Origin of the sequence: Sinorhizobium fredii NGR234 (assembly GCF_000018545.1) — a bacterium.
GTDB classification, from domain to species: Bacteria; Pseudomonadota; Alphaproteobacteria; order Rhizobiales; family Rhizobiaceae; genus Sinorhizobium; species Sinorhizobium fredii_A.
On record NC_012586.1, the window covers coordinates 958,486 to 969,729 of the forward strand.

Genomic DNA, 11,244 nt, shown 5'->3' on the forward strand with positions numbered 1-11,244 from the left:
GCGAAACTCGAGGACGGAACAACGGCGGTGCCGGTGCTGCCGATCACCATACGCCACTACCCGCACAGACGAGACGATTAAGATCCGAGCAGCACCGTGTTATCGCTCTTCACGCGTATGCCAAAGCCGCAGCACGTAGATCGTCGACTGCCTGATCTCATAGCGCATTTCGTAATGGCCAATGAGGATTCGGCGGACCTCCCGGGGATCGAACTCGTCCAGGCGCTCGCCGATCCGCGGTTGTTCAAGCAGGCGGGTTGGAGCGCTTGTCAATGATTGGACGGTTCGGACAGCAGCTTGCCGATTTACTGGCGCCAGGAAATCGTAGAGGCGCCCGATATCGGACACCGCTTTACTCGTCCACTCAAGCTTCATGATATCGGTAGCGGTCGCGGGTTATCGCTGTCGAGACTGTCGGCCCACGCCTGCACGGACTGGTGGTGGATTACCCGGCCGCTGTCCACGTCAGCGAGCGCCTCCAGAGTCAAACGCCGGCGTTCCTCTTCCTGGTCGATCCAGGCCGCCAACGCTTGCTTCACGATCCAACCGCGCGAACGCTCAAGTCGAGCCGCGATTTGATCGACTTTCTCGGCGAGCGGCAGCGGCACGTGCGCTGTCAGTACCTTCGTTTCCATGTTTTGGCTCCACCGATTCTTTCGCAATCACAATGATTAGTATTGATTAACGCCAGAGAGAAATCAAGGACCGAAAGGGTTCATTCGTCCCGTGGCCGTTCACTGGCAGCACCAGTCATTCTAGCTTGCTACGCTTGCGGGACTCGGACATTGCTCGGGGCGGGCTCGATCTTGAGGATCCACCTCAGAGTAGCGCCAGAGGCGCCGCAAATGGCGAGAAAACTGGCTCACAAGCATCCCTATATACGGCGTCGCTCGACGCTCGTCACCATCCACTGATCTGAACCACGAGCGATCGAACGCGTTCAGTATCCCTCCGGCGGGGACCGTCTTGCGAAGTTCCGCGTCTCCCGTGAGTCTGCGCTCTTAAGAGTGGACTTAAGAGCGCACTGAGCAATTCATGGGACATGCAGTTTTGCTGACGGGGCCAGAGCGGCGCCGGCGATGGTCGTTGGAAGATCGCGCGCAGATACTGGCGGAGGCCTTCGCGCCGGGCGCGGTGGTTTCCGAAGTTGCGCGCCGCTTCGAGGTTTCGACCGGCCTGCTCTACACGTGGCGGCGGCAAGCTTTGGTCCAGCAGGCCGAGCCCGCCTTTGTCCAAGCCAAGCTTGTTGGCTTCGCCAGCAGTGATGCGGTGGAACTGGCCATGACCGTGGACTTCCCGAACGGCGTGAAGGTGAGAATTGGCTCAGCAGCGCCATGCGACCTGGCAGCCGCAATTATGCGAGCGCTCCAATGATCCCGATCAGTTCCGGGGTGCGGGTGTGGATCGCGAGCGGTCACTGCGACATGCGCAAGGGCATGCAGGGTCTGGCGCTGCTGGTGCAGGAAGGCCTCGGTCGCGATCCGTTTAGGGGCGACGTCTTCGTCTTTCGGGGGCGCAGCGGCCGACTGATAAAAGCTCTTTGGCATGATGGGATCGGCCTATCGCTATATGCGAAACGGCTCGAGCGCGGCCGCTTCATCTGGCCGGCGACGGAGGGTGGCGCGATCGCGCTGACCGCCGGTCAGATGTCCTATCTGCTGGAAGGGATCGATTGGCGAAACCCGCAGCAGAGCTGGCGTCCGACCAGCGCGGGGTGAGCCATCTGAAGGCGAATATTCCGGGACAAGTCCTTTGAAACACTAGGCAAATCAGGGCTTCTGTGATTCACTTCGGACATGGAAAACAGCCCTGATCTGCTTCCCGACGATGTTGCTGCCCTACGGGCAGAGCTCATCGCGGCACGCGCCAAGGGCGCCCAGATCGAGGCTGAACTTGCCGTTGCCAAGGCCAAGGCGTCCGACGATCTTGCCGTCATTGCCCGACAAAAGTTGCGCATCGAAAAGCTCGAGCGGCAGCTTTATGGCCCGAAGGCGGAGCGTCGTGCCCGGCTGATCGACCAGATGGAGTTCCAGCTGGCAGAGTTGGAGATGGCGGCGACCGAGGACGAGCTCGCTGCCGAATTGGCGGTGGCGGCCACCGTCAATGTCGCCGGCTTTACCCGCAGCCGGCCGGCGAAGAAGGCTTTCCCCGAGCATCTTCCGCGCGAACGCGTCGTCGTGCCCGGTCCCATGAGCTGCCAGTGCTGTGGCGGCGACCGGCTGCGCAAGCTGGGTGAGGACATTACCGAGACCCTCGAGGTCGTTCCGCGCCAATGGAAGGTGATCCAGACGGTGCGCGAGAAGTTCACCTGCCGCGATTGCGAAAAGATCAGCCAGGCTCCGGCCCCCTTCCACGCCATCCCGCGCGGATGGGCCGGCCCCAATCTTCTGGCGATGATCCTGTTCGACAAGTTCGGCCAGCATCTGCCGCTCAACCGTCAGGTCGAGCGCTTCGAACGCGAAGGCGTTCCGCTCAGCCTGTCGACGGTGGCCGATAGCATCGGCGCTTGCTGTGCCGTACTCGATCCGATCCTCAAACGGATCGAAGCCCATACATTTGCGGCAGAGCGGTTGCACGGCGACGACACGACGGTTCCGGTCCTGGCGGCAGGAAAGACCGATATCGCCCGAAGTTGGGTCTATGTGCGCGACGATCGACCGTTCGGCGGCACAGCCGCACCGTCGGCGATGTTCTACTATTCCCGCGATCGCGCGGGCGAGCACCCGCAGGCGCATCTCGCCGGCTATAGCGGCATTCTGCAGGCGGACGCCTATACCGGCTACACCAAACTCTATCTTCCGGATCGACGGCCAGGCCCGATAACTGAAGCAGCCTGCTGGGTCCATGCGAGGCGGCCCTTTTTTGCGATGGCCGACGTCGAGGCGAATGCGCGCCGAAGAGCGCAGGGCAAGAAGCCGGCTGTCATATCGCCGATCGCGCTGGATATGGTGCAGCGGATCGATGCCCTGTTCGACATCGAGCGCGAGATCAACGGTCAAAGCGCAGAGATCCGCAAGGCCGTTCGTCAGGAGCGCAGCAAACCCTTGGTCCTTGACCTGGAAGCGTGGATGAAGGGTCAACGTGCCAAGCTGTCTCGCAACGATGATCTCGCCAAGGCCTTCGATTACCTGCTGAACCGCTGGTCTTCCTTCACCCTCTTCCTCGACGACGGGCGTGTCTGTCTCTCGAACAATGCCGCCGAACGCGCCCTGCGCGGCATAGCGCTGGGCAGGAAATCGTGGTTATTCGCCGGGTCGGACCGCGGTGGCCAGCGCGCCGCCGCCATGTACAGTTTGATTGTCTCGGCCAAGATGAATGACGTCGACCCGCAAGCCTGGCTCGCCGACGTGCTTCACCGCATTGCCGGTTACCCGGCGCATCGGATCGATGAGCTCTTGCCCTGGAACTGGAAGAGCGCGTCGCCAGCGGCACAGATGCTGGCGGCCTGAGAATGCCGGCTTCCCTGGTCCGCCTTAAGGTCACCCTCGACCATGTTGAACCGACGGTGATGCGGCGCGTTGTGGTGCCGTTCCGCATCAAGCTCCATCGCCTTCACGAGGTGCTGCAGGCGGCGATGGGCTGGACCAACAGCCATCTTTACGAATTCCGCATCCGTGACGTCGGCTTTGGTCTGCCTGATCAGGACTGGGGAGATGGCCCGCTCGATGCGCGGAAGACCTCGCTGCTGGCGGCAATCGAAGATATCGGCGCGAAATCGTTCAAGTACCTTTACGACTTCGGCGATGGCTGGACGCACAGCATCAAGATCGAGCGCACATTCCCCGTCATCGGCCTTGCAGAGCCAATGCTCCTCGAAGCAATCGGGCGCTGCCCTCCCGAGGATATCGGCGGACCTTGGGGCTATCAGGAGTTCCGCGAGGCTCTCGCCGATCCGGCCCACGAGCGGCACGCCGAGTTCGTCGAGTGGTGGGGCGGCAAGGATTACGATCCGGATCAGGCCAACTTCGCCGAGCTCAACAAAGCCGTCGATGATCTGGCCGCAAAGTGGGACCGCAAATCACGCCGAAAAATCTGAAAGCCTTCCGGCGGCGGTCCTCGCCGGATGCTTACCGCGTTCATCCAGACGGGCTGACATAAGATGAAATGGGAGCGCGACGAAGGTTGACGCGGCTCCCGATGCACCACTTATATTATGAAGAAGTCTGCCGCGGTCAGGCCTAAATTCGTGCCGACCGTCGCGAAATGTACTGAGCCGCCTGCGGCATTTCCGTTGCCGTCGTAGAACAGTTTGCCGGTGTCGCTCTCAAAGATGATCCGGTCGCTGGCATCGAACGCCAGGCCGGTGGTGTTCTTGACGAACCCCGTCGGTAAAGGGGTTACCTCAGACTACATGTTCGATGCGCAACAACTCCGCAAGACAGAATTTTACAACGACTACCTGCGTAAAATCGGCCTGAGGGTGGTGCAGGCATAACAATCTTCCGCGACAAGGGGCGTTCCCTTGTCCTCACATCGTTGATGTCGGCGCGGGACCACGAGGCGAGTGCGGACCTAGCCAAAATGTTTACCGAGCTGTCGCCTCACATTGCTCGCGCGTTCTCCTATTACCGAAAAGGCACTAAGACCAGTGATGAAGCAAATTCGCAATGCACGCTCCTCGACCTAGTGGGGACCGGCCTGATCCTGGTTGATGAAGACGCCCAACTGAAAGCCCTCAACAAGACCGCAGAGCAGTTTGTTGATCAACGTTGCGGACTACGCATTACGCCAACGAACCGGATCGCGTTCGAGAAGCAGCGGCTCCAGGAGATGCTCTCCTATCTTGTCAAGCCGCTCGCTGATCAGAGCGCTCGGACAATGCGGGAGGAATGAGCTTCAGGCAAGCCTGGTCACACTGAAGAAGGAGCTTCTGGGGTATTTCTGTGAGTGCTGTGCGAAATCGAGGCGATAACGACAGACGTCGCCAGTTGTTTCTACGGGGTCAGCGCTTCGTTCCAACGGCGCCGACCTTTTCGGACAGCCATACCTTGATAAGGGACTGATAAGGAACGTCACGCTTGGCGGCTGCGACCTTTATTCTTTCCAATAGTGTGTTTGGCAGTCTCAGCGAAATCGACGTCGATGAGGGCCTGAGGTTCGGAAGACGTACACTAGCTGCTTTACTCCAGTCGACATAGTCGGAGGAGTCGTGTGTTTCCCAGTATGCCCGCTCCTCCGCTTCAGTCTCGAAGGAGGGAATCGGCTTACGCGCTTTGATCATAGTAACTCCGCTCCTTGCGGCTCATGTCCCGGGCCGAGATGACCCGGATCTTGGTTTCGCTATCCCGAAGCATGAAAGTGACGTGAAGCAATCTCTCGTCATCAGTCCGCCCGAGAGCGTGGACACGTTGCTCTACAACACTATGTGCGATGTCAGGCAGCATAAGCAGCGGCTCGTTGAAAAAGATCTGCTCGGCTTCGGCTTGGCTAACATCATGCTGGTCGGCGTTCTTTCGGGCGTTTCCCTCGGCCCAATCGAAGCCGGCAATCTGTTCCCAATCGATCATGGACGTATATTTTCATAATATACACTGAATTCAAGAGTGTCTTAAACGTCGGGCGAGTCCAGTGACGCGAAAATTTGCCAGCTGACGAACAGGCACGTCGACTGGCGAACTCGATGTCGTTGTCGCTAACGATCAGCCTGGGCTTACCGTGTGCCTGGATAATCCGGTCAGGCTTAAGTGCAACACGCAGGCCGGACTGCGAAGTATCGGCGACGCGGCCAAGTATTCTCTGGAGCAATCGTCGACCACTTTCTGACCCCTGAGCCTTTCGTCCTCCGCAGGTTGTCCCGGTCAACCACAGCCTCGTCATCGATGCGAACGCTCCAGTCGGCCGATATCGATTAGCTGCATGTCGGCCAGGAGGCGACCTTGCGGTCTTCCGCGTTTAACCAGCGTACCACGCCCGAGATCGGACGCGAGTCCAGACGCCAACTTGAGCACCAAACCGCAGACCGGTGAAGCGTGGGGCACCGCGCGCATCCGCATCTCAAACCGCAGAACTTAACCGGCAAGCCGGGATGCGCGTGTAGGGCGTCTATCCAGATCGGCGATCGCACGTACCAGTCGTTCCCCGTCAAGCCACTCGCCGACTCTCGCCGACTGGATCGATTGGCGATGCGGAAGGAATGGGACGGGGTGGAGTGCGCGTAATGCCGAAACCGATGGGACACCATACCCCATCGGCCGAGCAGTCGGACAAACTCCCTTCTTGTCCGAACGAGACTACAGGCCCATTACCTGACGGATTGCAGCCCCGATGAGCTTCAATCGACTCTCGTCAAGCTGTCCAATTTGTCTCCCCAAGTTGCCTTTGGGGATCGCAGTTATCTTTTCCGACATAGCATAGGCACGTTCGGAAAGACCGTTCTCGCCAGTCGGATCAATTTGTTGCGCCTCGGTGCGGGCCTGCCTGCTGCAATTCGCCAAGGCAAGCGGGGGAAGCCTCGATCTGGTTCTGACGCGTTTTGCCCTTGAGCGGTTACTGTTCCGGCTTAGCCAGCCGCCCGATGCCGGTCGCTTCGTGCTGAAGAGCGCCATGCTGATGATGAACTGGTTCGACGACTCGCACCGCGGCACGCGCGACCTCGACCTTATGGGCTTTGGTAATCCCGAACCGGACCCGATGCTGGAGACATTTCGGGAAATTCCGGCGCCGCCTTGCACTTGATGTATATTCCATCTACTATATGCGCATATTCAGCGACGCATATACGCGAGGAAAAGTCATGTCTCTCTACATTCGCGACGACGATGTTGATGCGCTGGCAAAGAAGGTCCAGCAGGTCACTCGGGCCCCGACAAAGACTGAAGCGGTCCGCCGCGCCCTGCAAAACGAACTGGCGCGAGCGGAACAAGCTGTACCACTAAAAGAGCGCGTCAAAAAGATTCAGGACAGTGTGCGAGCCAAGATGGGACCCAACACCCCAGGTTTTGACATGAAGAAGTTCACAGACGAGATGTGGGAAGTTTGATGTTCTTGGATGCGTCAGCAATCGTTGCCATCTTGGCTGGCGAGGAAGATGCGGGTTACCTTCTCGCCAAAATCGAAATGTCACAAAAGCCTAAATTTTATTCGCCGCTCTCGATGTTCGAGGCCGTGATCAGCTTAGCCCGGATAATCTCGATCTCGCAGTTTGGCGATCGAGCCCCGACCCCGCCCGAGTTGATCGATCGGGTACAAGAGGACGTAGCAATGTTCATGGAAACGATCGGAGCGCGCGAAATGTCCATGAACGGCTCCTTGCATCGCAAGGCAATTGAGGCGGCTCGCAACTATGGCCGCTTTGTCGCCCATCCGGCGCGACTGAATTTTGCTGACTGCTTCTCCTATGCCTGCGCCAAGGAGCACCGTCTCCCCCTACTCTTCAAAGGCGATGACTTTTCACAGACTGACATAGAGGCAGCGTAGATCGTTCCCAGGCGGCTTGGGACGGGGGACCGCTCCCTCGAACACCTGGATTATCTGCAGCAGGCGGCGGCACAGTTGCCGCTGGCGGCAGGTCCGGCGGAACTCCGGAGGCCATGGTCTGCTACTATCGGCCGCTAATCGCGCGGATCATCGGTCAAACGGGTCGCTCGCGAAGCGGGAGCCGCTCAGCGAGCGCCAACGCGAAGCCCGCGATGAGGTCGCCGGCGGCCTGAGCGGCGCAGCAGGGTTGATCGGTCTATCGTCTCCGCCGAAGGGCTTGCCCTCCGGTAAATTCTGTTTCAAGAAATCCGAAAATCCGGCCGACCTAGCAATCACATCATGATGCAAATAATGAACCTTTTGTACAGTCCAAGGCGGGTGCAAGGGAGAAGGAGGGGTGAGTTCCGATGCCGCACGTTCCTCTATCTCCGCACCACCGGGAGGCGCCAAAATCAACCTGAGGCTCATCACCGGGCGGCCGGTTTTGCGCCGGTCCGCGGCAAGCGTGGCGTAGGCGTGCGCAGCCTCGCTGTCGAATGGCAGAATGCGCCCGGCTAGATCCTCACGGAAAATTGGGACAATCGCCGCCTCAAGGTCACGTCGGCGCCGCCCGTCCGGCAGAAGCCGCAGTCCGTAAAATATCTCGGCTTCGGTGACCGTCGTGGTGAATACCGCGGTCGGCGGCTGCTCGGCGAGCCATGCCTCGACGGCGGCGGACGGCGCCGGTGTCAGCAAACTCCGACAGGACATTGGTGTCGAGAATGATCACCCGGAAAAGTCCGGCGCCTCGCGGATAGCCTCCCGCGGGGGGCTTCGAGCGCGATACCGCCCGTCGGTGCGATGCGGGCGCGGATGGCGGCGGCAAGATTGCCCGGCCGCCGTTCACTCGTCGACAGTGCCGCACGCAGAATGTCGCGGGCCTCGTCCTCCATCGAGCGTCCGTGTGCGGCGGCCCGCTGTCGCAGCCGCTGCTTCAGGCCGTCGTCAAGATTGCGGATCGTCATCCTGGCCAACGGCATCATTGATTGCAACCGGGCAAGGCCGTGCGCTTGGTGGGCGCGAATTGCAAGTAATTGCGCGAGACCATGCGGTCAAGCGTCAGTACAACTTTTGGACCGGCTCGTCGAGAAAGCTGCGGATCCCGTCACGCTGAACGGTGGCGAGAAATTCTTCGAATGCCTCTCGATCGGTATCGAAGGGGTAATTCCAGACGGTGGTATTTCCTTCCTCGTCGCATACTTTGAGCACCCAATCGTGGTTGGTGCCGGCAGGGCGGTAAATGCGCAAAATGACCGTAACATCATCATCGATGAACTCGCCGGAGAATTCTGAGTATTCAAACTGCGGATCGTTGTCGGTCATCGTCATTACACTGATGAAGAGCTCGTCGATCTGGCGGCTCGTAATGCGGTCGTCTCCGAGCAGGGAAGCAGAATTTCAATCTAAAGTCGATTAGCCCTTCTTGCGTAGTCGAACGCCGGGGCCTTCGCCGTTCTCGTCGATGAAATTGCCCCCCGCGGCTTCGAACGCTGATCGAATCGCTTGCATGGGGCTCATTCGCGAATCCGTTACGCCGCGCACAATGTTCTTCACGCTCATTTCGGACAGGCCAGCAGCTTGGGCGAGATCCGTTTGCTTCCAGCCGATTAATGCCCTGGAAGAGTTCAAGCCGAACAGAACTGCATTGCCCCGCCGGTTGGTCGGCAGAAGGCATGCCGTTTTGCAATTGGCCAACTGGTGTCCAGCGGCGACATGCTCGCTGTAGTAACAGATAGAAGAAGAAGAAGAAGAAGAAGAAGAAGCGGCGGGACGAGAACTATGACGTGCAGGTGTTGGGCGCCGACTACGGCAGACCGCGCCGAACTTTTCTGGGCGACGTACTGGTCGCCGCAGACTGAATTCCACCAGTTGCCTATGGCTGGCGCCGCCACCACCGTCGCCCACATCAGACGCGCGCCAGCCGGTATTCTCCCCCACGCACCGCGATCGTGTTTCCCGGGTTATCAAATCTCCCACCACAGCACTGGCCGTCGACCTCACCAGTCGGCGGCTTTTGGCGTGGCAATGTTGTGTGCGCCCGGTGTTGGTCGGTACAACTCCCGACGGGCGCGATCACCACCCGAACGGACACAAGCGGCGCGGCGGCCGGGTAGGACTAATCCAATTGGCCAGCTTTTGCTTGCCATCACTCTTATCTACGATTTCGGCGTGAGCCCGTAGGAGAGAGGTATGCGCTATCACTCGAGCTATCAGCGTCCACGAAGACGATCCATTCTGTTCACCGCGCCTGGATTGGTGATCGGAGCGATTACCGTTGGTGCAGCCGGTGGCATGACGGCATCGGACCTGATTGCCTCATTGAGCGGCGGCGCAGGCGAAACTTGCAGGATCAAGGGCAACATCAGCATTACTGGGGAGCGCATCTTCCACGCGCCAGGGCAGCGGTATTACTCGCAGACGAAGATTAGTTCCCAATATGGGGAACGCTGGTTCTGCTCGGAGTTTGAGGCCTGGGCAGCGGGCTGGCGGAAGTCGACGGTTTAGATAGCCTAGGTCACGATGATTTTGGGTCTGATCGATCCAAAACGTGATCGCTAAGTGCCGGGCGCCGTAGTGTCTTCCAGATGGCCGGAAAACCGCTATTAACGAACACCGGCCATTCAGGAACCGGATGGAGCTCATGACGACATTCGACGTACTGACGATCGGCAATGCGATCGTCGATATCATTGCGCGCTGCGATGACGGCTTTCTCGTACACAACGGCATCATCAAGGGCGCGATGAACCTCATCGATGCGGAACGGGCGGAACTCCTCTATTCGCGCATGGGGCCGGCGGTCGAAGCGTCCGGCGGCAGCGCCGGCAACACCGCCGCGGGTGTGGCGAGCCTCGGCGGCCGGGCCGCCTATTTCGGCAAGATCGCCAACGACCAGCTCGGCCAGATCTTCACCCACGACATCCGCGCTCAAGGCGTGCATTTCCAGACGAGGCCGCTCGACAGCCTGCCGCCGACAGCCCGCTCGATGATCTTCGTCACCGAGGACGGCGAGCGCTCGATGAACACCTATCTCGGCGCCTGCGTCGAGCTTGGTCCGGAGGATGTCGAGGCCGACGTCGTCGCCCAATCCAAGGTCACCTATTTCGAGGGCTATCTCTGGGATCCGCCGCGCGCCAAGGACGCGATCCGCGAGGCGGCGCGAATTGCCCATACGCATGGTCGCGAGACGGCGATGACGCTGTCGGATAGTTTCTGCGTGCATCGCTACCGGGACGAATTTCTCGAACTGATGCGTTCCGGCGCCGTCGACATCGTTTTCGCCAACAGGCAGGAGGCGCTGGCGCTCTACGAAACGGAGGATTTCGCTGTTGCGCTCGCCTCGCTTGCCAAGGACTGCAAGCTCGCCGCCGTGACCCTCAGCGAGGAAGGCTCGATCGTCGTTCGCGGCGAGGAACGGGTGCGGGTCGGCGCGACCGCGATCGAGCAGGTGGTCGACACGACCGGCGCCGGCGACCTCTATGCGGCCGGCTTCCTCTATGGCTACACGACCGGCAGATCGCTGGAAGATTGCAGCAAGCTCGGCAACCTGGCGGCCGGCATCGTCATCGGCCAGATCGGCCCGCGCCCGATGGTATCGCTCGCCGGCGCTGCCCGGCAGGCCGCCCTCGTCTAGCGTATCCTTCCATTATACATGGAAGATAAGCCTATCACTGGGAGTGCGCAGTAGCTTGGCCAACCTCAAGCGCCAGCATGGATTTGATCCCGGCGCCGTGGTGGGCAAGCAAGTCGTCCTCTGATGCGCTATGCTCTGCGGCCAACGCGGCGACG

General features: G+C 60.0%; 16 protein-coding genes and 4 pseudogenes. 10 read left to right on the forward strand and 10 right to left on the reverse strand.

Features of this window, described 5'->3' with window-relative positions; translation table 11 throughout:
* Positions 1 to 99 precede the first annotated feature (99 nt).
* The gene (locus NGR_RS04645; RefSeq protein ID WP_015887076.1) at positions 100 to 375 is read right to left on the reverse strand and encodes a type II toxin-antitoxin system RelE/ParE family toxin; all 276 of its coding nucleotides are present in this window, start codon (positions 373 to 375) and stop codon (positions 100 to 102) included.
* A complete protein-coding gene (locus NGR_RS04650) occupies positions 372 to 635 on the reverse strand; it encodes a CopG family ribbon-helix-helix protein (protein ID WP_015887077.1) in 264 nt (87 codons plus the stop codon). Before NGR_RS04650 ends, NGR_RS04645 begins: the two co-directional genes overlap by 4 nt.
* A gap of 451 nt (positions 636 to 1,086) precedes the next feature.
* Between NGR_RS04650 and NGR_RS04655 the strand changes: the two genes are divergently transcribed.
* The 4 genes from NGR_RS04655 to NGR_RS04670 all read left to right on the forward strand — a co-directional run bounded on the left by NGR_RS04655 (position 1,087) and on the right by NGR_RS04670 (position 4,036).
* On the forward strand, positions 1,087 to 1,374 hold the full coding sequence (locus NGR_RS04655; protein WP_164923877.1) for a transposase: 288 nt from the start codon (positions 1,087 to 1,089) through the stop codon (positions 1,372 to 1,374).
* On the forward strand, positions 1,371 to 1,718 hold the full coding sequence (tnpB, locus tag NGR_RS04660; protein WP_015887079.1) for an IS66 family insertion sequence element accessory protein TnpB: 348 nt from the start codon (positions 1,371 to 1,373) through the stop codon (positions 1,716 to 1,718). Before NGR_RS04655 ends, tnpB begins: the two co-directional genes overlap by 4 nt.
* Positions 1,719 to 1,796: 78 nt before the next feature.
* Complete coding sequence (gene tnpC / locus NGR_RS04665; RefSeq protein WP_015887080.1) at positions 1,797 to 3,449, forward strand: IS66 family transposase; 1,653 nt, start codon at positions 1,797 to 1,799, stop codon at positions 3,447 to 3,449.
* A 2-nt stretch (positions 3,450 to 3,451) separates the two neighbouring features.
* Entirely contained in the window at positions 3,452 to 4,036 is a 585-nt protein-coding gene (locus tag NGR_RS04670; RefSeq protein ID WP_015887081.1) for a plasmid pRiA4b ORF-3 family protein, read from the forward strand.
* A 110-nt stretch (positions 4,037 to 4,146) separates the two neighbouring features.
* On the opposite strand, the pseudogene NGR_RS32940 reads toward NGR_RS04670, so the two are convergent.
* Positions 4,147 to 4,320: pseudogene (locus NGR_RS32940) on the reverse strand (calcium-binding protein); the annotation flags it as partial.
* Positions 4,321 to 4,521: 201 nt separating this feature from the next.
* Between NGR_RS32940 and NGR_RS04675 the strand changes: the two are divergent.
* Entirely contained in the window at positions 4,522 to 4,833 is a 312-nt protein-coding gene (locus NGR_RS04675) for a hypothetical protein (protein WP_015887083.1), read from the forward strand.
* A gap of 109 nt (positions 4,834 to 4,942) precedes the next feature.
* Here NGR_RS04675 and NGR_RS04680 read toward each other — a convergent pair whose 3' ends face one another.
* The 3 genes from NGR_RS04680 to NGR_RS33820 form a co-directional block, all read right to left on the reverse strand.
* Positions 4,943 to 5,221: a BrnA antitoxin family protein gene (locus NGR_RS04680; protein WP_015887084.1), complete on the reverse strand. Its 279-nt coding sequence runs from the start codon at positions 5,219 to 5,221 to the stop codon at positions 4,943 to 4,945.
* On the reverse strand, positions 5,205 to 5,507 hold the full coding sequence (locus NGR_RS04685) for a BrnT family toxin (RefSeq protein ID WP_164923878.1): 303 nt from the start codon (positions 5,505 to 5,507) through the stop codon (positions 5,205 to 5,207). Before NGR_RS04685 ends, NGR_RS04680 begins: the two co-directional genes overlap by 17 nt.
* Before the next feature lie 723 nt (positions 5,508 to 6,230).
* The gene (locus tag NGR_RS33820) at positions 6,231 to 6,347 is read right to left on the reverse strand and encodes a hypothetical protein (protein WP_432654015.1); all 117 of its coding nucleotides are present in this window, start codon (positions 6,345 to 6,347) and stop codon (positions 6,231 to 6,233) included.
* A gap of 43 nt (positions 6,348 to 6,390) precedes the next feature.
* Here NGR_RS33820 and NGR_RS04695 point away from each other — a divergent pair.
* From NGR_RS04695 to NGR_RS04705, 3 genes and pseudogenes are all read left to right on the forward strand, one after another.
* A pseudogene (locus tag NGR_RS04695) lies at positions 6,391 to 6,660 on the forward strand (nucleotidyl transferase AbiEii/AbiGii toxin family protein); the annotation flags it as partial.
* A gap of 73 nt (positions 6,661 to 6,733) precedes the next feature.
* On the forward strand, positions 6,734 to 6,979 hold the full coding sequence (locus NGR_RS04700) for a type II toxin-antitoxin system VapB family antitoxin (protein ID WP_015887087.1): 246 nt from the start codon (positions 6,734 to 6,736) through the stop codon (positions 6,977 to 6,979).
* On the forward strand, positions 6,979 to 7,416 hold the full coding sequence (locus tag NGR_RS04705; protein WP_015887088.1) for a type II toxin-antitoxin system VapC family toxin: 438 nt from the start codon (positions 6,979 to 6,981) through the stop codon (positions 7,414 to 7,416). Before NGR_RS04700 ends, NGR_RS04705 begins: the two co-directional genes overlap by 1 nt.
* A 468-nt stretch (positions 7,417 to 7,884) precedes the next feature.
* Here NGR_RS04705 and NGR_RS04710 read toward each other — a convergent pair.
* The 4 genes and pseudogenes from NGR_RS04710 to NGR_RS32955 all read right to left on the reverse strand — a co-directional run.
* Positions 7,885 to 8,185 (reverse strand): annotated as a pseudogene (locus tag NGR_RS04710) (PIN domain-containing protein); the annotation flags it as partial.
* Positions 8,186 to 8,363: 178 nt separating this feature from the next.
* Positions 8,364 to 8,438 (reverse strand): annotated as a pseudogene (locus tag NGR_RS33825) (FitA-like ribbon-helix-helix domain-containing protein); the annotation flags it as partial.
* Positions 8,439 to 8,514: 76 nt separating this feature from the next.
* On the reverse strand, positions 8,515 to 8,778 hold the full coding sequence (locus NGR_RS04715) for a hypothetical protein (protein ID WP_164924072.1): 264 nt from the start codon (positions 8,776 to 8,778) through the stop codon (positions 8,515 to 8,517).
* A gap of 90 nt (positions 8,779 to 8,868) precedes the next feature.
* On the reverse strand, positions 8,869 to 9,393 hold the full coding sequence (locus NGR_RS32955) for a hypothetical protein (RefSeq protein WP_240545118.1): 525 nt from the start codon (positions 9,391 to 9,393) through the stop codon (positions 8,869 to 8,871).
* Positions 9,394 to 9,645: 252 nt separating this feature from the next.
* Here NGR_RS32955 and NGR_RS04725 point away from each other — a divergent pair, with 252 nt between their 5' ends.
* Positions 9,646 to 9,960, forward strand: coding sequence for a sunset domain-containing protein (locus NGR_RS04725; protein WP_015887093.1), 315 nt, complete (start codon positions 9,646 to 9,648; stop codon positions 9,958 to 9,960).
* Between the two features lie 136 nt (positions 9,961 to 10,096).
* Positions 10,097 to 11,089, forward strand: a complete 993-nt coding sequence (locus tag NGR_RS04730; protein WP_164923880.1) for an adenosine kinase — start codon at positions 10,097 to 10,099, stop codon at positions 11,087 to 11,089.
* Positions 11,090 to 11,244: the final 155 nt, after the last annotated feature.